The sequence below is a fragment of the Pseudomonas sp. Fl4BN1 genome (genome assembly GCF_009908285.1).
In the GTDB taxonomy this organism is placed as follows: domain Bacteria; phylum Pseudomonadota; class Gammaproteobacteria; order Pseudomonadales; family Pseudomonadaceae; genus Aquipseudomonas.
Genome location: NZ_JAAARM010000010.1, coordinates 38,153 through 57,634 on the forward strand (window position 1 = coordinate 38,153; position 19,482 = coordinate 57,634).

Genomic DNA, 19,482 nt, shown 5'->3' on the forward strand with positions numbered 1-19,482 from the left:
CGGGTCAGCCACGGCGGCACGCGCCGGGATCGAGTCCGGGACGTGGCGCCGGCGTACCTGCCGAGTGAGCGGCAGGCCTACAACAATAAGAACAGGAGTGTGTGCCATGACTGCAAATGTCTCCATCGGGGCCGCAAGCCCCACACCGAACCGCGGCTTGCGCCGAGTCCTGGGCCTGGGATCGCTGGTCTCGGTGGCCGTCGGCCTGGTGGTTTCCCAGGGCGTGATGGTGCTGATGCTGCAAGGGGCGGGGATGGCCGGGCTGGGCTTCTTCATCCCGCTGCTACTGGCCTACCTGATGGCCCTGACCTACGCGCTGTCGTTTTCCGAGCTGGCGTTGATGGTGCCGCGGGCCGGTAGCCTGAGCAGTTACACCGAAGTGGCCATCGGCCATTTTCCGGCGATCCTCGCGACCTTCTCCGGCTACATGGTGGTGGCGATGTTCGCCCTGTCCGCCGAGTTGCTGCTGCTCGATCTGATCATCGGCAAGGTCTACCCCGGTGTGCTGCCGCCGATGTTGGTGGCCTATGGCGTGCTGGGCACGTTCACCGCGCTCAACCTGCTGGGCATCGACGTCTTTGCCAAACTGCAGACCGTGCTGGCGGTGGTGATGGTGGTGATCCTGCTGACCCTCGGGCTAGGGGCCATCAGCAGCCCCCAGGCGGATCTGCAATTGCCGCTGGATCAGGGCTGGAACCCCATGCAAGTCGGTGCGCTGGCCCTGGCGGCGATGGCCATCTGGGGGTTTGTCGGCGCCGAGTTCGTCTGCCCGCTGGTGGAGGAAACCCGTAACCCGGAACGCAACATCCCGCGCTCGATGATCATTGGCCTGAGCATCATCTTCCTGGTGATCACCCTGTACTGCCTCGGTGCGCTGTTGTGCATTCCCCGGGAGCAACTGGCGAGCAACCCGCTGCCGCATTTCCTCTTCGCCACCTCGGTGTTCGGTGAGGCCGGCAAGCTGTTCCTGGTGGGGGCGGTGATCACCGCTACTTGCAGCACGGTCAACTCGTCCCTGGCGGCGCTGCCGCGGATGCTCTATGGCATGGCCCAGAACGGCCAGGCCTTTCCCCAGTTCAAGCGCCTGAGCCCGCGCACCCGCACACCCTGGGTGGCGGTGCTGTTCATCGCGGCCCTGACCGGCCTGCCGATCCTGCTGCTGGGCCAGGACCCGGACTCTATCAGCCTGCTGCTGTTGGCTGCGGCCCTGGCCTGGCTGCTGGCCTACATCATCGTGCACATCGACGTGATCGCCCTGCGTCGGCGCTACCCCGATGCGCCCCGGCCGTTCCGTTCGCCGTTCTACCCCTGGCCCCAGGTGCTGGGCATGGTCGGCATGCTGTTTGCGATCTATCACGTCTCGCCGTCACCGGAGATGACCGCGCGGATCTTCGGCAGTGCCGGGGTAGTCCTCGGGGTGATCTCGGTGATCGCCGTGGTCTGGATCAAGCTGGTGATGCGCAAACCGCTGTTTGTCCCCGAACCACTGGTGCCCGCCACGGCGAGCACCAATGGCCCCGTTTCCCTTGAACCCACTTGCAGTGCAGGAGAATGACCATGAGTGCTTCCAATCGTCAGGACAACACCGCCGCGCCACGCAGCACCCAGGACTACCAGGCCCTGGATGCCAAGCACCACATTCACGCCTTTCTCGACCAGAAGGTGCTGAACGCCGAAGGCCCGCGGGTCATCGTCCGCGGTGAGGGCCTGCACCTGTGGGACAACGACGGCCAGCGCTACCTGGACGGCATGTCCGGCCTGTGGTGCACCAACCTCGGCTATGGGCGCAAGGACCTGGCGGCCGCCGCCAGCGCCCAGCTCGAACAGCTGCCGTACTACAACATGTTCTTCCACACCACTCACCCGGCGGTGGTGGAGCTGTCCGAGTTGCTGTTCAGCCTGTTGCCGGGGCACTACAGCCACGCCATCTACACCAACTCCGGCTCCGAGGCCAACGAGGTGCTGATCCGCAGCGTGCGCCGCTACTGGCAGATCCTTGGCCAACCGCAGAAGAAGGTGATGATCGGTCGCTGGAACGGCTATCACGGCTCGACCCTGGCGGCCACGGCCCTGGGCGGGATGAAGTTCATGCACGAGATGGGCGGGCTGATCCCGGACGTGGCGCACATCGACGAGCCTTACTGGTTTGGCCACGAAGGCAACCTGACGCCCGCCGAGTTCGGCCTGCGCTGCGCCCGTCAATTGGAAGAGAAGATCCTCGAACTGGGTGCCGAGAATGTCGCCGGGTTTATCGCCGAGCCGTTCCAGGGCGCAGGCGGAATGATCTTCCCGCCAGAAAGCTACTGGCCGGAAATCCAGCGCATCTGCCGCCAGTACGATGTGCTGCTGTGCGCCGACGAAGTGATCGGCGGTTTCGGCCGCACCGGCGAGTGGTTCGCCCACCAGCACTTCGGCTTCGAACCGGACACGCTGTCCATCGCCAAGGGCCTGACCTCAGGCTACATCCCCATGGGTGGCCTGGTGCTGAGCAAGCGCATCGCCCAAGTGTTGGTGGAGCAGGGCGGGGTGTTTGCCCACGGCCTGACCTATTCCGGGCACCCGGTGGCCGCCGCAGTGGCCATCGCCAACCTCAAGGCGTTGCGCGATGAAGGCGTGGTGACCCAGGTCAAGAACGACACCGGCCCTTACCTGCAGCAATGCCTGCGGGAGGTGTTCGGCAACCATCCGCTGATCGGCGAGATCCAGGGCGCGGGCCTGGTGGCGGCGTTGCAATTCGCCGAGGACAAGGCCAGCCGCAAGCGTTTTGCCAACGAGAATGACATCGCCTGGCGCTGCCGCACCCTGGGCTTCGAGGAGGGCGTGATCATTCGCTCGACCCTGGGGCGGATGATCATGGCCCCGGCGCTGGTGGCGACTCGCGGCGATATCGATGAGTTGATCGACAAGACCCGGCGCGCGGTGGAGCGCACGGCGCAGGAGCTGGCGACGGGCAGCTTGCCGGTGGCCTAGAGCGCGGCACCGCGACGGAAAAAAACACACCCCGCGAGGGCCTGGCCCTGGCGGGGTGTGTTTTTCTTGCATTGTTGGCTGACAGGGAATCCTTTCCTGCTGCAGCGTCCGGTTGGCGGCGGTTAGCCTGTGCCCAGGAGCTAGAACTTGCCGTTCAAGCCGATGCGGAACATGTCGCTGCGCTCATCGGAGCCAAGGGCTGTCTTGTAGGAGACGCCCAACTGCCAGGCACGTCCGAGGTCGAAGTCCAGGCCCAGGTCCAGGTCGGCGAAATCGCTGTCCTGGGAGTCGGGCTTGAGCCGGTACAGCAGGCCCTCGTCGCCCTGGTCGGTGTAGCGCATCTTGTAGTCGCTGGTGGTGTTGAAGTTATGGCCCCACGCCAGGCCGACCTTGGGTGTCATCCTGCCGACCCGGGTCATGAAATCGTAGCCCGAGCGCAGGCCCAGGTACGACGTGAAGTTCTGCTGGCTTTGCTCGTCATAGGACAAACCGTAGAGGCCGCCGCCGCTCTCACGGAAGGCGTCCAGGCGGGTGCTGCTGGCATTCAAGCGGCTGTAGGGCGTCAGCGACAGTGGTCCCTGACGGTATTCGTAGCTGGCGGTGAGGGAGGCGAACAACTGGTCGGCATCCCGGGAGCCTCGGGCGTAGTCGTTGGTGCTGCCAGTGATGTAGCGGCGCGAGTCGAAACTGATGCGGTTATAGCCCAGCAGGCCGTCGATAAAGACCTGGGGCGCGAGGTTCAGGCTCAGGTAGGTGGCGATACCAATGGCATCGGCATCGCTGCGGGTCTTGTTGCTGCCGATGTCGCTGCGGTCATTGCCGTAGCCAATCCCGATCCCGGCTATCACCGACGGCGACAAGCGATAGTCGGCACCGGCGCTCAGGCCCATGGTGGTGAAGCTGTTGTCCCGAGCGCCGCGGGCGTGGGTCGAGCCGACGTTGACGAAACCGTCGCTCCAGAAGGCCAGGGCCTGCTGTTTGCACTCATCTTGCTCGGCGGCTGCGGCCTCGCGCTGTTCCTGCTCGGTCTTGTGCGCCGAATCCCCGAGCTGGTTCTGCACGGCCTTGGCGATTTCTCCCAGGGGAACGTCTTGCCCTTGCTTGCGCAGGCTGGCGTTGAACGAGGTGCGGTCGCATTTCATCTGGTGCAACTGCTCCATGCGACGGTTGAAGTTGTCCATCTGCGTGCTGGCAAAGCGCTCGGCCGCGCGGGTTTGGGCGTTGAGCAGGCCGATGACTTCGGCGTCCTTGGTCGGGTCCGGGCGCTCCTGGATCATGAAGCTGACGGTGCTCGCGGCGCTGGAGCCGCTGCCGTTCTGCAGGCTGAAGCTGACGATCGCGGTGCCGGCGAAGGCGGCCGAGGGTATGAAGCGCATCGAGAAGCGGCTGATCATCATCGCCCGGCCGGCCGAGGCCGGAGTGACCGAGGCCAGGGTGGCTTGGGTGAACGGGCCGCCGGTGGCGCCCTGGGTCAGGTCGACGGTGGCGGACTGGCCGGCCGCGAGGATCTGGCTGGAGGCCGGCACGGTGATCGCCACGGCGGCGATGGTGATCGAGTAGGCCTTGGTACCGGTGGCACCGTTGGTATCGGTGGCGGTGATGGTCAGGTTGCTGGTGCCGCTGGTGGTTGGCGTGCCGCTGATCAGGCCGCTGGTGGTGTTCAGACTGAGGCCGGCCGGCAAGCTGCCGCTGCTGATGCTGTAGCTGTAGGGTGCCGTGCCGCCGGAGACACTGAGGGTTGCGCTATAGGCGCTGCCCGCCGTGCCGGCGCCCAGGGACGCCGGTGTCACTGCCAGAGACGGAGCGCTGACGGTGATGCTCACTGTGGCCGGGCCGGACGTGCCGCTGATATTGGTCGCGGTGTAGGTGAAGCTGTCGGAACCGGAGAAGCCGGCGGTCGGGGTGTAGCTAATGCTGGTGCCGCTGGCGGTGGCGCTGCCATGACTGGCGGCGCTGGCCACGGCGACGCTGGTGGCGGCGCCACCACTGAGGTTCAGGGTAATCGGGTTGGCGCCGCTGTTGGCGGCAACTGTGGTGCTGACGGCGCTGGCGATCGGCGGCACGCCGCTGATGGTCAGGTTGTAGGCCTGGGTTCCCGTGAAGTTGTTGGCGTCGGTGGCGCGCAGGGTAAAGGCGAAGGAGCCGATGGCGGTGGGTGTACCGCTCAAGCTCCCGGTCGGGCTCAGTGTCAAGCCGGTTGGCAGGGCACCCGCGCTGACCGCGTAGCTGTAGGGCGCGGTGCCGCCCGATGCGCTGATGGTGGCGCTGTAGGCGTTGCCGAGAGTACCACCGCTCAGGCTGCCCGGAGTGACGCTGATGCTGGGCGCCGTGACCGTAATGCTCACCGTGGCCGGGCTGGATGTGCCGCTGGCGTTGGTGGCGGTGTAGGTGAAACTGTCTGTACCGGCAAAGCCCACAGTCGGAGTGTAAGTGATGCTGGTGCCACTCGCGGTGGCGCTGCCATGACTGGCCGCACTGGCCACGGCGACGCTGCTGGCGGCGCCACCGCTGAGGATCAAGGTGATCGGGTTGGTGCTGCTGTTGGCGGCAACCGTGGTGCTGACGGCGCTGGCCACGGGGGGCAGACCATTGATCAGCAGGCTGTAGGCGCGTGAGCCGGTGGCGCTGTTGGCATCGGTGGCGGTGATGGTCAGGTTGAAGGTGCCACTGGCGCTCGGCGTGCCACTGATCAGGCCGCTCGCACTCAGGCTCATGCCGGTCGGCAGGGCGCCGGAAGTGACGGCGTAGCTGTAGGGCGCGGTACCACCGGAGGTGCTGAGGTTCTGGCTATAGGCGGTGCCTTGAGTGCCGCTGGGCAGTGTGGTCGGGCTGAGGTTAATCGTCGGCGCGCTGACGGTAATGGTCACTGTGGCCGGGCCGGAAGTGCCGTTGGCGTTAGTCGCGGTGTAGGCGAAGGTATCGCTGCCGGAGTAGCCGGCGGTTGGGGTGTAGCTGATGGTGGTGCCGCTGGCCGTGGCCGTACCGTGAGCGGCCGCGGTGGACACGGCCACACTGGTGGCCGCGCCACCGCTGAGGTTCAGGGTAATCGGGTTGGCGCTGCTGTTGGCGGCAACCGTGGTGCTGACGGCGCCGGCCACGGGGGGCAGACCATTGATCAGCAGGCTGTAGGCGCGTGAGCCGGTGGCGCTGTTGGCATCGGTGGCGGTGATGGTCAGGTTGAAGGTGCCACTGGCGCTCGGCGTGCCACTGATCAGGCCGCTGGTATTCAGGCTCATGCCGGTCGGCAGGGCGCCGGAAGTGACGGCGTAGCTGTAGGGCGCGGTACCACCGGAGGTGCTGAGGTTCTGGCTATAGGTGGTGCCTTGAGTGCCGCTGGGCAGTGTGGTCGGGCTGAGGTTAATCGTCGGCGCGCTGACGGTAATGGTCACCGTGGCCGGGCTTGAAGTGCCACTGGCATTGGTGGCGGTATAGGCAAAGGTGTCGCTGCCCGAATAGCCGGCTGTCGGTGTGTAGATGATGTTGGTGCCACTGGCGGTAGCGGTGCCATGGCTGGCCGCAGTGGACACGGCCACACTGCTGGCGGCGCCGCCACTGAGGCTCAGGGTAATGGGGTTGGCGCTGCTGTTGGCAGCGACCGTGGCACTGACCGGGCCGGCGGTAGGGGCAGGCACTGTGTAGGTATAACCGTTGGTCAGGGGCACGCTGCCATTGGGCGTGGTGACTACCACGTTGACCGGGCCGGCGGCATGGGCCGGGGTGGTAGCGGTGATGCTGGTGGCGTTGGTGATGCTGTAGCTGGTGGCCGCCACGCCGCCGAAAGTGACGGCGGTGGCGCCGTTCAGGTTGGTCCCGGTCAGTACCACCGAGGTGGCGCCGGCGGTGCTGCCGGAGTTGGGCGCCACCGAGGTCAGGGTCGGCGGGCTGCCCGCACTCACCACCAGGGTGTAAGTGGCGATACCGGCCTGGTTCAGGCCGTCATTCAGGGACACGGCGAAGGTGTAGGTACCGGCCGTGGTCGGTGAACCGGACAGGGTCGTGGTGGCGCTGCGGGGCGAATAACCGAGGGTCAGCCCCGGCGGCAGGCAGATCTGCGTGCCGTCATAGCTCGGATCGTCGATGTTACATTCGTACCAGCCGTCCAGAGGCAACGCGCCCCCTGTGGCGGTGATGGTGACGCTCATGAACTGGTTCACCGCCACCGGTGTCAGGGTGGTGCCCGTGGCCGGAGAGACAATCACCGGGCGTGCTGCCATCGCCTGGCTGGCCAGGGTCATCGCACAGAACAGCAGAAACAGCGAGACCAGTCTTTTTGCCAGCCAGCGACCTGAGGTGGTGAACGGTGTTCTCATTGGGGCTTCCTGCCATACGGCTACTGTTGTGAGCGTGTCCTGCTCCGTTGCGGGGCTGCGCACCGATGGAACCAAAAAGGCTGACGCCAGTGGCTCCTGCGCTTGAATGTCATCTCGGGCTCAGAGGTGGCGCAGCGTCAGGGGTCCGCTGGTGTGCCGCCCAGGTGCTTGGGTTTCATGCTTCCAGGGCTTCCTTGTGCGGCGGCAGGGACCGGCCCACCGGCCGCTGCATCGGGGTATAGGGGCCGGCTTCGCCACAGACCTGAAAGCCCAGGCGCTCATACAGGCGCCGGGCCGGGCTGCTGTGTTCGACGCTCAGGTGGCAGGCCAGGCCCTGGCTGTCGGCCAGGTGCAGGACCGCGTGCAGCAAGCGGCTGCCAATTCCCCGGCCTTGCCACTGCGGCAGCAGGGCGATGTCGACGATGCGCACGGCGCTCGGGTCCTGGTCCACGCACAGACGGCCAATCGCAGTCCCCGCGTAGTCGACGATGAGAAAGGCCGCCTCCGGGTAATGCTGGTGGTAATGGCTGCGCTGCAGCTGTTCCTGGGACAGCAGGAACGCCCGGCGCTGCGCGTCGCTCCAGCCGGGCACGGCACTGACTTCGGCCCAGCGCCGCGACAGGTAAAGGTCGCCGAGCAGGGCCTGGTCATTGCCGGTCTGCAGGCGCAGACCGGGGTCGCTGCCCAGTGGCAGCATGGATAAAAGACCGCTGGAGACGTGCGTCATCAATATTTCATCGGGTACTCGCCATTGAGGCAGATGCAGTAGGCCAGGGTCAGGAACGGCTGCATGGTGTTGCGTATCGTGCCGCCCGCTGCGCTGGGGATACCCGCCGAAGTCAGGGTGCCGGGGGCCAGCGACGGGCTGCTGGCAGTCGGTGCAATGGTGCTGTACAGGTGCACGTTGCGCGGCTGCGCCAGGTAGGTCGCAGCGCTGGGCAGGTCCACCGCGGAGGTGTTGTCGGTGCCGTCCCTGGCCTGCATTGCGTGGGTGTGTCCGGAGAAGTTGGCCGGCAGCATTTTCACCGCGTCGGCACCGTCCGTATCGCCTATCGACCTGTACGTCAGGTTCACGCCGCCCCCGGCGCCCATGGCCACCCGGCCATTGAGATTGGGCAACATGAAGTCCCTTCCCGGGTTGCCGCCATAGAGGTTGCCAATGATCGAGTAGAGGGCGGGGAACTGTTGCGTCAGCAGCACCGAGCCATCGCAATAGGCCCAGTTCTGTGGTGCGTAATTGTAGGGGAATAGCCTGATCTCGCCGGTGAATGCATCCATGATCGCTCAGTCCAGAATGAAGTAATGGGGAAAGACTAAGGCCGTGTCGGGAAGACGCCCGACAGGCAGATGATGTAGTTGATGGCCAGCGATCCCATCATGTTGTTATGGGCCAGGGGGGCTTTTTGCGCCGGTACCAGGGCCTCGGAGAGAAACAGCGGGCTCAGGCTGACCGGGCTGGTTGCCTGGGTGCTGTACAGCCCCTTGATCACGCCGGCACTGGCGAACTCACCGAAGGTCTGGCTCTTGGGCGCGGCGGGCGGATTGGGGGTGGCCGAGGTCGCCGGGTTCTTGCTGACGATGAATACATGGCTATGCGCAGGGGTGTTGGCGGCGGTCATGGTCACGGTTTCGCTGCCCGTGGTCGCCCCCAGGGTCCTGAGCCTGAGCCCGGCGCCTTGTCCTTGGCCGACGGGGACCCGCCCGCGATAGTCCGGCAGGCCGAAAGTGGTGACACCGTTGCCACCGTAGGTGGTGCCTAGCACGACGAACAAGGCCTCGTTGCTTTGAACTTGCAGCAAGCTTCCGTCACAGATGGCCCAGCCTCGCGGCGGATAATCACCTGCGAACATACGGATCTCGCCGAGGAATGCTTCAGACATATCAGTTTCCTTGCTTGAGGGTCTGTAGGGGGTGGCTACGGGCGTGGCGGATAGACGCCGCTGGTGGCAATGCAGAAACAACCGACAATCGAAGGCTGCATGTTTTCCATGGGCAGGCCCTGAGTGGGCAGCACCGAGCTGGTGTTCAGGCCAACGAGGTCGGTGGGTGGGGTCGTGGTGTTGGCGGCCACATAGGTGGGCTTGAACACCGCTCCAGCGGAGTTCGAACTGATCGCCGGAATGCCGCCTGACGGGCCCGTGGTGCCAGCAGCGTCCGCGACATAGGCGGTATGGGTATGGGCTGGTAGCGCGTCGGGGCCCAGCGTCACCGTTTCGGTGCCCTTGGTGCTGGCCAGGGGGTGTACTTCGATGAACGGATTGGTGGAGGCCACCGTGTTCACCCCCAGGGCTACTCGTCCGCGCAGGTCGGGCAGGCCGAAGGTGGTGCTGCCATTACCGCCAAAGCGAGTGCCCAGCAGGGAGGCCAGGGCGACATATTGTTGGAAGGGTAGAAGCTGGCCCTCGCAAACCAGCCAGCCTTGCGGAGCCCAGCCCCAAGGGAACAGGCGAATTTCACCGACAAAGGGATCCATGTTCTTTCCTCCATGAAAAAAGTTGGCGCCAGAAAGTTGTTTCCCCTTGGTTGGGGACGGCGCTGTTCGCACAATAAACAAAATTTAATTTAGTGCGCAAATACTATTTTTTACAACTAGTCTCGCAACTACTGAAGCCTCTTGGTGGTTGCCTGGGCGCATTGCTTTCGAATGTCTTTGACGGTAACAAAAAGTCCATCTTTATCGGTAACACTCGACTAGGTAAACGGTTTTGGAATGCTATGTGAAGCGCCGGGCCTGAACTTTTTCTTGAGGGTGGCACGGCTTTTTTTTTCATAAGTCAACAGAACATGGTCATAGCCTAGACCATATTTTTACATTGGTCGGTTGCCTCGCTGAATGGTCCCCGGGGCGGCCCTGTAGAGGCCGCTGTGGCCTGTATTGGTTAGGTACAAGGTCGATGCCGGCGGGCTTTTCCGGTGCAGCTGGCTGTCCCTTGGGGGGGCGCTGGCGAGCCCGGACATCGCTCGCGGCCGCTGGCCAGAGCTCTTGGTGTTTGTGTCGGGAGTATTACAACGTCGACTGGGTGATCTGGAACAAGTTTTGTGGGGTTTTTTACAAGTGGCCTGGGTGGCCGTCGTCGGCCTGGCAAGGAAGTAGTTCCTGATGCTCTTAAGTTGCCCCAGTGAAAAAATATTAGGGCACTAACGAGTTGCCAGAAAAGTGCCTTTTACTGCTTCTAAAGTATGAGTTTCATGGGTGTTTTTAGAGCAGTCGAATGGGTGTTACCTGAATTCCCTCGGGTTGTTACCGGGGGTATAAGTTATTCCCAACTAAGGTGATAGGGTATTTCTTGGGGGCACGAAGTTTTGCTGTAGGACGCAGAGGTGGAAGGCGGGGCAGGTGCCGTGCCGACAAGGCACGGCGAGGGAGTTGCAGCTTGCCGCTGCAGCTCCCTGGGCAATGACTCAGAGCCCGGCGTTTTCTCCAGCCACGCTCTTCGGCTTGCCGTAATGCCACTCATAGACCACGAACTTGAAGTCCTTGAGGTCGCCTTTCTCGTCGAAGCTCAAATCACCGGTGGGGGTCTTGAAGGTGCCCTTGTGGATCGCCTCGGCAACTTTCTCCGGGTCTTCGCTCTTCGCCGCGGCAATGCCCCCGGCAATCACTTCCACTGCCGAGTAGGACGGCAGCACGAACGGGCCGCTGGGGTTTTCCTTCTTGGCTTCGAAGGCTTCCACCAGGGCTTTGTTGGCCGGGTCCTGGTCGAAGGATTTCGGCAAGGTCACCAGCATGCCTTCCGAGGCGTCCTTGGCGATTTGCGAGATCGAATCATTACCCACGCCTTCCGGGCCCATGAAGCGCGCGGTCAGGCCCTTTTCCTTGGCCTGGCGCAGCAGCAGGCCCATTTCCGGGTGGTAGCCGCCGAAGTACACGAAGTCGACATTGGCCTGCTTGAGCTTGGCCAGGATCGACGAGTAGTCGCGTTCGCCGACGTTGATCCCTTCGAACATCGCGACCTTGATGCCTTCCTTGCCGAGGATCTCCTTGACTGAGCTGGCGATACCTTCACCGTATTGCTGCTTGTCGTGCAGCACCGCGACGTTGGTCGGCTTCAGACCGACGATGTAGCGCGCCGCCGCCGGGCCTTGGGCGTTGTCCAGGCCGATGGTGCGGAACACCATCTTGTAGCCCCGGGCGGTCAGCTCGGGGCTGGTGGCGGCTGGGGTGATCATCACAATGCCTTCGTCTTCGTAGATGTCCGACGCCGGCTGGGTGGAGCTGGAGCACAGGTGCCCGACCACGAACTTGACGCCGTCGTTGACCACCTTGTTGGCCACGGCTACCGCCTGCTTGGGGTCGCAGGCATCGTCGTATTCCACAGCCACCAGTTGCTTGCCGTCGACGCCACCCTTGGCGTTGATCTGCTCGATGGCCATGCGCGCGCCGCTGAACTGCATGTCACCGTATTGCGCCACCGGGCCGGTCTTGGCCCCGGCGATGCCGATCCGGATGCTGTCGGCTGCCAGGGAATGGCAAGCCAGGCCGGCAAGGATCATGGCGCTGAGCAGTTGGGTGGCTTTGTTATTGATACGACTCATGGGTTGTTCCACTCCTGTGGGTAACGATTCAAAGGGTATTGCGGGTGTTGCAGGTGTTGCGTAGATGCTGGCGGCGTCGCACGCAGCGCCGCAGCGGCAACTCGGGGTTGTAGACCGGGTAGGCCACGACGGTGCTGACCCAGCTCAAGGAAGGGCCTTGCCGATTCTGGCCACGGCCTCAAGGGCGGGTAGCGTTGCGGCCGGTTTGGTGCAGGCAGCCAGAGCCTGGGCGATGTCGGCCAGCAGATCGGTGATGTCTTCCAGGCCCACCGAGAGGCGCACCAGGCCTTCGGCAATGCCGTGTTCGGCGCGCTCTTGGGCGGTATAGGTGGAATGGGTCATGCTCGCCGGGTGCTGGGCCAGGGACTCGGCGTCCCCCAGGCTGACAGCCCGGCTGAACAGGCCCAGGGCATTGATGAAGCGGATGCCGGTGGCCAGGCCACCCTTGAGTTCAAAGGCGATCATGCCTCCGGACGATTTCATCTGCTGCGCGGCCAGCGCGTATTGGGCGAACGAGGGCAGGCCGGGGTAGGCCACCCAGGCCACGGCCGGGTGATCCTGCAGGTACTGGGCGATGACCAGGGCATTGCTGCAATGGCGATCCATGCGCAGCGCCAGGGTCTTGATTCCGCGCATCAGCAGGAACGCGTCCTGGGGCGACAGCACGGCACCGGTCAGGTCCTTCAAGCCTTGCAGGCGGATCCGCTGGGCCAGCGCCTGGCGGGTGACCACGATGCCGGCGATGATATCGCCGTGGCCACTGAGGTACTTGGTGGCCGAATGCAGCACCAGGTCGGCCCCCAGCTCCAGCGGGCGTTGCAGGTAGGGGGTGCAATAGGTGTTGTCCACCGCCAGGATCACATTGGGGTGCTGGCGGGCGATTTCGGCCACGGCGGCAATGTCCACCAACTGCATGTTGGGATTGGCCGGGGACTCGAAGTAGATCATCCGTGTGCTGGGGCCAATGGCGGCGCGCAGGTTGCCCAGGTCGGTCATGTCCACATGGCTGACCTTGACCCCGAACTCGGCGAGGCCGTGGTGCAACAGGGCGAAGGTGCAGCCGTACAAGGTACGGCCGACGATGATCTCGTCGCCGGGGCGCAGCAGGGTCCAGAAGGTCGCGGCGATCGCCCCCATGCCGGAGCCGAAGGCCACCGCCGCTTCGCCGTTTTCCAGGGCCGCCATGCGTGCCTCGAGCAACGCCAGGGTCGGGTTGCCGATGCGGGTGTAGAAATACCCGGGCGCTTCGCCGGCAAAGCAGCTGGCGCCGTATTCGGCGGTGGCGAAGGTGAAGGTGGATGTCAGGTAGATCGGCGGGATCAATGCACCTTGGTGCTCTTGCGGGTTGTAGCCGAAGTGGATGGCGCGGGTGGAAAAACCAAGATCATTGTTTTTATTGTTCATGGCGAATACTTCCAGATTTCCTACAATGCTATGCTCAAATTCGGCGCAATAAATTTCAATTTTCCTGGTTTCTCAGATCAAAATTGGAATAAATACCTATAAAAACAAGATAAAGAGGCAAAATATGCCCGCTGGTCTGGATCGCATCGATAGAGCCCTGTTGATCGCCCTGCAAGACAATGCCCGGCTGACCACCGCCGAGCTGGCTGACAGCGTCGCGCTGACCACTTCGCCGTGCTGGCGCCGGGTCAAGTTGCTGGAAGAGAGCGCGGTGATCACCGGTTACCAGGCGATCCTTTCGCCCAAGGCCCTGGGGTATGGGGTGACTGCTTTTGTCAGCGTGATGATGGAGTCCCACTCCCAGGAGACGGCCCGGGCGTTCGAGCAGCGGCTGCTGGAGATTCCGCAGATCATCGCCTGCCACAACGTCTCCGGACGCTACGATTTCCTCCTCGAAATATTGGCCAAGGACCTGGAGTCCTTTGGCGAGTTTGCTCGTGAAGTGCTGCAGACCCTGCCGGCGGTGAAGGAGATCTACTCCAGCTTTTCCTTCAAGTCGGTGAAGCCGGCGCGGCTGATTCCGGTGCTGCCCCCCGCCGGCTGAGTTCAGTGCAACTGCTGCGCGTCCAGGTACTGGTTCAGGCATTCGATGAACGCCTGGTGCTTGCGGGTATGGCGGCGATGGGCCGGGTAGATCACATGAATCTGCGGGCCGAACTGCTCCGGGTCGAGGGTGGCCTCGGGCAGCAACTGCACCAGCTCGCCGCGCCGCAGATAGGGGGCCGCGCTCCATTGCGGGCACAGCTGCAGGCCCAGGCCCGCCAGTAGCGCCCCGAACAGGAAATCGTAATTGTCGCTGGCCAGCCGGGGCACCGGTTGCGCCACGCGTTGGCGTTCGCCGTCCAGGGTAAAGCGCCAGAAGTGCGGGTTCAGCGCCGGGTGGCGGAAGATCAGCCAGTCATGCTCGGCGAAGGTCTCCGGGGTCACTGGCAGCGGCCGGCGCTGCAGGTAGCGCGGGCTGGCGCAGAGCAGGATGCGGTTGGCCGTCAGCGGGCGAGCAATCAGGTCCGGCAACTCTATCGGCCCGTCACGGACCGCCAGGTCATAACCGCCGCCGAGCAGGTCGACGAACTCGTCGGTGAGCTGCACTTCCAGGCGCATCTGCGGGTACCGCTCGAGAAAGCCATAGCAGACGGCATTGAGAAACGCCGGGGCGAAGGAGGGCGGTGCTACCAGGCGCAGGGTCCCGCACATTTCCTGCTGCAACCGATCGATGTCCTCCTGGGCCTGTTGCAACTGGAGCAGCACCTGGCGGGCACTGGCCAGATAGATCTGCCCGGCTTCGGTCAGGGCGATGCGCCGGGTCGAGCGTTCAAACAGGCGGGTGCCCAATTGGCTTTCCAGGTGGGTTACCGCCTTGGTCAGGGCCGAGGTGGTCTTGCCCAGGCAGGCGGCAGCGCGGGTAAAACTGCCCTGGTCCGCGGTGGTCACGAACATGGTGATGGCGCCGAGCTGATCCATTTCAGTCTTGCCTCTTTGGAAAGGATGTCTTGCGCGAAGCAGTATTCTTAAGCCCTCGTGAATTGGCTAGCCTCTTGCGCATTCCGACCAAAGGGTGCGAACAACAATGAACAACGCTCTGACGATCACGCTGGCCTCGGCGCTGGCTTTGGCATCGATGCAAAGCCAGGCGGCAGTGGATTTGCTGCTGCACAACGGCAAGGTATTCACCGCCGAACAGGGCCAGCCGCTGCAGCAGGCGCTGGCGGTGGAACAGGGACGGATCGTCAAGGTCGGCAGTGATGCCCAGGTGCTGGCGCTGCAGGTCGCCGGCACCCGGGTCATCGACTTGCAGGGCAAGGTGCTGATGCCGGGATTCATCGACAGCCACAGCCATGCGATCTTCGGCGGCCTCAAGCTCAAGGCGGCGGATCTGGACAGCCAGCAGTTGCCCCTGGACGATCTGGAGCAGCGCCTGCGCGGCTGGCGCGATGACGGTAAGGCGCGCCACGGCGATGCCTTGAGCGTCGGCGGTTTTCCCTCGACCTACTGGAGCCAGGTCGATGAACTGGAGCAGCGCTTCAATCAGGGCGAATGGGCGGACACCGCGATCCTCTTCGTCGGCTGGGACTACCACACCGGTTGGGCCAACCGCGCCATGCTCAAGCGTGCAGGCATCGACGCGGCGCGGGTCAAGGCGCTGCAGGGCGAGGCCGTGGCTACGATCGGTCATCACCCCGACGGCACGCCCAACGGTTTTGTCGCCGATGCCGGGCTGTCGGCGCTGACCGCGCAATTGCCGGCACCGACCTTCGCCCAGTTGCTGGACGCCGGTCGCGCCGCCCGCGATCTCAACCACAGCCTGGGCATCACCGCGCTGATGGACCCGGCGGCCAACGCCTTGCCCAGCGATACGGTGTTTGCCATGCAGCCGACGGCGCAGACCGTCGGCGTGTTGCCGGTGTACAAGGCGCTAGCGGAGCAAGGCGAACTGGACCTGCGAGTCGCGGCGCTGATGGTCGCCAACCCCAAGAGCCGCCCGGCGGACCTTGAAGTGCTGGAGCAGGTGCGCCAGCAGTTCCTCGGGGTCGAAAACCTGAGCCTGCCGGGGATCAAGATCTTCGCCGACGGCGTGGCCGAGTTTCCAGCGCAGACCGCCGCGCTGCTGACACCTTATAAAAACTCGCAGAAGGGCGGCGAGTTGCTGATCGACCCGGCGCATTTCGGCGAGCTGGTCAGCGCCGCCGATGCCCGTGGCTGGCTGGTACACGTGCACGCCATTGGCGACCGCGCGGTGCGCGAGGCGCTGAACGGCATCGCGCAGGCGCGCCGCGACCGCCAGAGTGGCGTGGCGCATTCCATCACCCACCTGCAGATGGTCAACCCCAAGGAGTTCGCCCGCTTCAAACCGCTGAACGTGATTGCCTCGATGCAACTGTACTGGGCATCGGCCGACGAATTGAGTATCGATCTGCTCAAGCCCTATATCAGCGCCATGCAGTTCCAGTTCATGTATCCGGCGCGTTCGCTGTTGAAGAACGGCGCGACCATTGCCGGGGCCAGCGATTGGCCGGTGAGCACCCCCGAGCCGTGGAAAGCGATTGCCCAGGCCATCAGCCGCAAAGGCCCCAAGGGCGTACTGAACCAGGACGAAGGCATCGACCGCGAGACCCTGTTCTACGCCTACACCCGCAATGCCGCGCAAGCCATCGGCCTGGAGCGACAGATTGGTTCCCTGGCTGTGGGCAAGCAGGCGGACCTGATCGTGCTGGACCGCGATGTGTTTGAGGTGCCTCAGGAGCAGTTGGCCGCTACCCAGGTGCTGAAGACTTATTTTGCCGGGCGCGAGGTGTACAGCCGGCCGTGATAGCAGTGTCGCCAGATCCTGGTTTTCTGCACACCACGGATTGACGCAATAGCAGTGATTCCCTATTCTTTGTCGACCGACAAAGAATTGGAAGCAACTCAATGAAAACCCTCAAGGGCCCCAGCCTGCACCTCGCACAATTCAGCGCCGCGACGGCGCCGTTCGACAGCTTGCCGGCCATTGCCCAGTGGGCCGCCGACCTGGGTTTCAAGGCACTGCAGATTCCCGCCTGGGATGAGCGGCTGTTCGACGTCGCCACGGCGGCCGAGAGCCAGGACTACTGTGATGACCTCAAGGGCCTGCTGGCCGAGAAGGGTCTGGTGATCAGCGAACTGACCAGCCACATCTTCGGCCAGTTGGTGGCGGTGCATCCGGCCTATGACGCAATGTGCGACAACTTCGCCCCCGAGGCGCTACGAGGCAATCCCCAGGCGCGCACCGCCTGGGCCATGGAACGGATGCACCTGGCCGCCAAGGCCTCGCGCCGCCTGGGGCTGGAGGACATGGGGACCTTCTCCGGATCCCTGGCCTGGCCTTACCTGTTTCCCTTTCCCCAGCGTCCCGAGGGCCTGATCGAGACCGCGTTCGCCGAGCTGGCACGGCGCTGGCGCCCGATCCTCGACACCTGCGACGAGCAAGGGGTGAACCTGTGCTACGAAATCCATCCCAGCGAAGACCTGCACGACGGCACCAGCTTCGAGCGTTTCCTGGAACTGGTGGACCATCATCCGCGCTGCAACATCCTCTTTGACCCCAGCCACTTCGTGCTGCAGCAACTGGACTACCTCAGCTACCTGGACATCTACCACCCGCGCATCCGCATGTTTCACGTCAAGGATGCCGAGTTCAATCCCACGGGCCGCCAGGGCATCTATGGCGGCTACAGCGCCTGGACTGAACGGGCCGGGCGCTTCCGTTCCCTGGGCGATGGCCAGGTGGATTTCAAGGCCATCTTTTCCAAGCTGGCGCAGTACGACTACCCAGGCTGGGCGACCCTGGAATGGGAGTGCTGCCTGAAGAACCAGGAAGACGGCGCCCGCGAAGGCGTCGAGTTCATCAACCGCCACATGATCCAGGTCACCGAACGGATCTTCGACGACTTCGCCGGTGCCCCCATCGACCGTCAGCAGATCAACGCCATGCTCGGCATCGCCTGAACCCTCCACTCGAGAACCACACCATGAATGCTTTTACCGACAACACCCTGGCCGAGGCCACGGGCCTGACCCATCGCTATGTGCGCATCGACGGCCAGCGCATCCACTGTGTCAGCGCCGGCACGGGCCGGCCGGTGCTCCTGATTCCCGGCTGGCCGCAAACCTGGTACGCCTGGCGGCAGGTGATCCAGGCCCTGGCCGCGCAAGGTTTTCAGGCAATCGCCGTGGACCCGCCGGGCACCGGGCAATCGGACCGGCCGGAACACGGCTATGACACCGGCCAGGTGGCCGAGGTGCTGCACCAGGTGATGGAACAGTTGGGGTTCAGCGAGTACGCCGTGGTTGGCCATGACGTCGGCATGTGGATCGCCTACGCCCTGGCCAGTGACCGCCCGCAAGCGGTGACGCGGCTGGCCCTCACCGAGGCAGTGATCCCGGGGCTGGCGGCGGCCCCGGAAATTTTCGTCGCCCCGGAGCAGAACATCTTTCTCTGGCACTTCATGTTCAACCAGTTGCGCGATCTGCCGGAGGCGCTGATTACCGGGCGCGAAAAGGCTTACCTGAACTACATCTTCGATCACTGGTCGCACCGCCGCGAAGCGGTGGCCGCCGAGGTCTACATCGAGGCCTATGCTGCGCCGGGCGGCTTGCGCGCGGGGTTTGCCTACTACCGGGCGATCCCTGAGACCGTGCGCCAGAACCAGTTGCGTGCACTGCGGCCACTGTTGATGCCGGTGCTGGCCATCGGTGCCGAGCATGCGACCAACGATGCCCCGCTGCTGACCTTGCAAGGCCATGCCACTGACTTGCGTGGTGCCATCGTCGCGGACTGCGGTCACTTCATCATGGAGGAGGCGCCTGAGGAGTTTCTCGCGCACCTGCTGCCATTTCTGCAACAAGGGATCGACTAAAACCCCGGAGGTAGACGGCCCCGGGACACGGAAAATGGCCGGGGCCGGCTGAAATCTAATATCATTTCGTCGCGGTGCAGCTTGCCGAGCGGCAGGGCGAGCTTCACCGATCGCCTCCTTTTTCCTGACGAGATCCCTGACCCCCATGGCTGGAAGACCCCGCGAATTCGATCGCAACCAGGCGTTGCGCCAGGCACTTGAGCTGTTCTGGGCCCGTGGTTTTGAAACCACCTCCATGGCCGACCTGGTGGCCGCCCTGGGGATTGCCTCGGCGCGGATCTACGCAGCCTTCGGTTCCAAGGAAGCGCTGTTTCGCGAGGCCGTGGAACTCTACGAGGCCGATGAAGGCGGATTCGCCGACCTGGCCTTGCACGAGGCCTGTGCCCGGACCGCCATCGAACGGATGCTCAAGGACGCGGTGACGCTCTACACCCGTGCCGATCGTCCATGGGGCTGCATGGTGGTGTCTTCCGCGGTGAATTGTTCCAGTGACAACGACACTGTGCGTGAGTGGCTGGCCGAACATCGCCGTGCGCGTACCGCGAGCATCATCCAGCGCTTGGCAGCCGCGGTGCAGGCGGGCGAACTTGCGCCCGATACCGATGCAACTTCCCTGGGCGATTATTACTCTACGGTGCTTCATGGCCTGTCGGTTCAGGCCCGGGACGGAGTGACCCAGGCGCGCCTGCTCAATGGCGTGGCATTGGCCATGAGTGTGTTCGACGCCGCGGCCCGGAAAACTTGAGGTCCGCGCGCGGGTCGTGAGCCGCTGTAGCGCAAGCTGCGGATGGTGCGTGGTACGCCGCTGTTGGAGGCGACCGCCGGTT

The 19,482-nt window shown here is 64.1% G+C and carries 15 protein-coding genes; 7 read left to right on the top strand and 8 right to left on the bottom strand.

Annotated elements, in window-relative coordinates; all coding sequences use genetic code 11:
- The first annotated feature begins 106 nt into the window (after window positions 1–106).
- Both GV818_RS13385 and GV818_RS13390 read left to right on the top strand, forming a co-directional pair.
- Window positions 107–1,555, top strand: coding sequence for an APC family permease (locus tag GV818_RS13385; RefSeq protein WP_161757295.1), 1,449 nt, complete (start codon window positions 107–109; stop codon window positions 1,553–1,555).
- Between the two features lie 2 nt (window positions 1,556–1,557).
- The gene (locus GV818_RS13390) at window positions 1,558–2,970 is read left to right on the top strand and encodes an aspartate aminotransferase family protein (RefSeq protein WP_161776764.1); all 1,413 of its coding nucleotides are present in this window, start codon (window positions 1,558–1,560) and stop codon (window positions 2,968–2,970) included.
- A gap of 140 nt (window positions 2,971–3,110) precedes the next feature.
- Here the strand turns inward: GV818_RS13390 and GV818_RS34775 are convergent, their stop codons facing one another.
- From GV818_RS34775 to GV818_RS13425, 7 genes are all read right to left on the bottom strand, one after another.
- Window positions 3,111–7,280 (bottom strand): putative Ig domain-containing protein, encoded by a 4,170-nt coding sequence (locus tag GV818_RS34775; RefSeq protein ID WP_161776765.1) that lies wholly within the window; start codon window positions 7,278–7,280, stop codon window positions 3,111–3,113.
- Window positions 7,281–7,455: 175 nt separating this feature from the next.
- A complete protein-coding gene (locus GV818_RS13400; RefSeq protein WP_161776766.1) occupies window positions 7,456–8,007 on the bottom strand; it encodes a GNAT family N-acetyltransferase in 552 nt (183 codons plus the stop codon).
- Window positions 8,007–8,558, bottom strand: coding sequence for a phage tail protein (locus tag GV818_RS13405; RefSeq protein ID WP_161776767.1), 552 nt, complete (start codon window positions 8,556–8,558; stop codon window positions 8,007–8,009). Before GV818_RS13405 ends, GV818_RS13400 begins: the two co-directional genes overlap by 1 nt.
- A 35-nt stretch (window positions 8,559–8,593) precedes the next feature.
- Window positions 8,594–9,160: a phage tail protein gene (locus GV818_RS13410; RefSeq protein ID WP_161776768.1), complete on the bottom strand. Its 567-nt coding sequence runs from the start codon at window positions 9,158–9,160 to the stop codon at window positions 8,594–8,596.
- A gap of 35 nt (window positions 9,161–9,195) precedes the next feature.
- Entirely contained in the window at window positions 9,196–9,753 is a 558-nt protein-coding gene (locus tag GV818_RS13415; protein ID WP_161776769.1) for a phage tail protein, read from the bottom strand.
- Between the two features lie 929 nt (window positions 9,754–10,682).
- Window positions 10,683–11,816, bottom strand: a complete 1,134-nt coding sequence (locus tag GV818_RS13420) for a branched-chain amino acid ABC transporter substrate-binding protein (RefSeq protein ID WP_161776770.1) — start codon at window positions 11,814–11,816, stop codon at window positions 10,683–10,685.
- Between the two features lie 144 nt (window positions 11,817–11,960).
- Window positions 11,961–13,220: a methionine gamma-lyase gene (locus tag GV818_RS13425; RefSeq protein WP_161757287.1), complete on the bottom strand. Its 1,260-nt coding sequence runs from the start codon at window positions 13,218–13,220 to the stop codon at window positions 11,961–11,963.
- 124 nt (window positions 13,221–13,344) lie between these two features.
- Here GV818_RS13425 and GV818_RS13430 point away from each other — a divergent pair, with 124 nt between their 5' ends.
- A complete protein-coding gene (locus GV818_RS13430) occupies window positions 13,345–13,824 on the top strand; it encodes an Lrp/AsnC family transcriptional regulator (protein WP_161757286.1) in 480 nt (159 codons plus the stop codon).
- 2 nt (window positions 13,825–13,826) lie between these two features.
- Here the strand turns inward: GV818_RS13430 and GV818_RS13435 are convergent, their stop codons facing one another.
- Window positions 13,827–14,741 (bottom strand): LysR family transcriptional regulator, encoded by a 915-nt coding sequence (locus tag GV818_RS13435; protein ID WP_161757285.1) that lies wholly within the window; start codon window positions 14,739–14,741, stop codon window positions 13,827–13,829.
- A 106-nt stretch (window positions 14,742–14,847) separates the two neighbouring features.
- Here GV818_RS13435 and GV818_RS13440 point away from each other — a divergent pair, with 106 nt between their 5' ends.
- The 4 genes from GV818_RS13440 (at window position 14,848) to GV818_RS13455 (ending at window position 19,400) form a co-directional block, all read left to right on the top strand.
- Window positions 14,848–16,587 carry an amidohydrolase gene (locus GV818_RS13440; RefSeq protein ID WP_161757284.1) on the top strand — a complete coding sequence of 580 codons (1,740 nt, stop codon included), beginning with the start codon at window positions 14,848–14,850 and terminating at the stop codon, window positions 16,585–16,587.
- Window positions 16,588–16,688: 101 nt separating this feature from the next.
- Window positions 16,689–17,744 (top strand): sugar phosphate isomerase/epimerase family protein, encoded by a 1,056-nt coding sequence (locus GV818_RS13445; protein ID WP_161757283.1) that lies wholly within the window; start codon window positions 16,689–16,691, stop codon window positions 17,742–17,744.
- 23 nt (window positions 17,745–17,767) lie between these two features.
- On the top strand, window positions 17,768–18,655 hold the full coding sequence (locus GV818_RS13450; protein ID WP_161757282.1) for an alpha/beta fold hydrolase: 888 nt from the start codon (window positions 17,768–17,770) through the stop codon (window positions 18,653–18,655).
- Window positions 18,656–18,800: 145 nt separating this feature from the next.
- Window positions 18,801–19,400, top strand: a complete 600-nt coding sequence (locus GV818_RS13455) for a TetR/AcrR family transcriptional regulator (RefSeq protein ID WP_161757281.1) — start codon at window positions 18,801–18,803, stop codon at window positions 19,398–19,400.
- Window positions 19,401–19,482: the final 82 nt, after the last annotated feature.

Excerpts from the sequence above, each read along its gene's own strand:
- GV818_RS13450 (WP_161757282.1), top strand. The coding sequence starts at position 17,768 with ATGAATGCTTTTACCGACAACACCCTGGCCGAGGCCACGGGCCTGACC.
- GV818_RS13425 (WP_161757287.1), bottom strand. The coding sequence starts at position 13,220 with ATGAACAATAAAAACAATGATCTTGGTTTTTCCACCCGCGCCATCCAC.
- GV818_RS13385 (WP_161757295.1), top strand. The coding sequence starts at position 107 with ATGACTGCAAATGTCTCCATCGGGGCCGCAAGCCCCACACCGAACCGC.
- GV818_RS13415 (WP_161776769.1), bottom strand. The coding sequence starts at position 9,753 with ATGGATCCCTTTGTCGGTGAAATTCGCCTGTTCCCTTGGGGCTGGGCT.
- GV818_RS13435 (WP_161757285.1), bottom strand. The coding sequence starts at position 14,741 with ATGGATCAGCTCGGCGCCATCACCATGTTCGTGACCACCGCGGACCAG.
- GV818_RS13420 (WP_161776770.1), bottom strand. The coding sequence starts at position 11,816 with ATGAGTCGTATCAATAACAAAGCCACCCAACTGCTCAGCGCCATGATC.
- GV818_RS13430 (WP_161757286.1), top strand. The coding sequence starts at position 13,345 with ATGCCCGCTGGTCTGGATCGCATCGATAGAGCCCTGTTGATCGCCCTG.
- GV818_RS13445 (WP_161757283.1), top strand. The coding sequence starts at position 16,689 with ATGAAAACCCTCAAGGGCCCCAGCCTGCACCTCGCACAATTCAGCGCC.
- GV818_RS13410 (WP_161776768.1), bottom strand. The coding sequence starts at position 9,160 with ATGTCTGAAGCATTCCTCGGCGAGATCCGTATGTTCGCAGGTGATTAT.
- GV818_RS13440 (WP_161757284.1), top strand. The coding sequence starts at position 14,848 with ATGAACAACGCTCTGACGATCACGCTGGCCTCGGCGCTGGCTTTGGCA.
- GV818_RS13400 (WP_161776766.1), bottom strand. The coding sequence starts at position 8,007 with ATGACGCACGTCTCCAGCGGTCTTTTATCCATGCTGCCACTGGGCAGC.
- GV818_RS13455 (WP_161757281.1), top strand. The coding sequence starts at position 18,801 with ATGGCTGGAAGACCCCGCGAATTCGATCGCAACCAGGCGTTGCGCCAG.
- GV818_RS13405 (WP_161776767.1), bottom strand. The coding sequence starts at position 8,558 with ATGGATGCATTCACCGGCGAGATCAGGCTATTCCCCTACAATTACGCA.
- GV818_RS34775 (WP_161776765.1), bottom strand. The coding sequence starts at position 7,280 with ATGAGAACACCGTTCACCACCTCAGGTCGCTGGCTGGCAAAAAGACTG.
- GV818_RS13390 (WP_161776764.1), top strand. The coding sequence starts at position 1,558 with ATGAGTGCTTCCAATCGTCAGGACAACACCGCCGCGCCACGCAGCACC.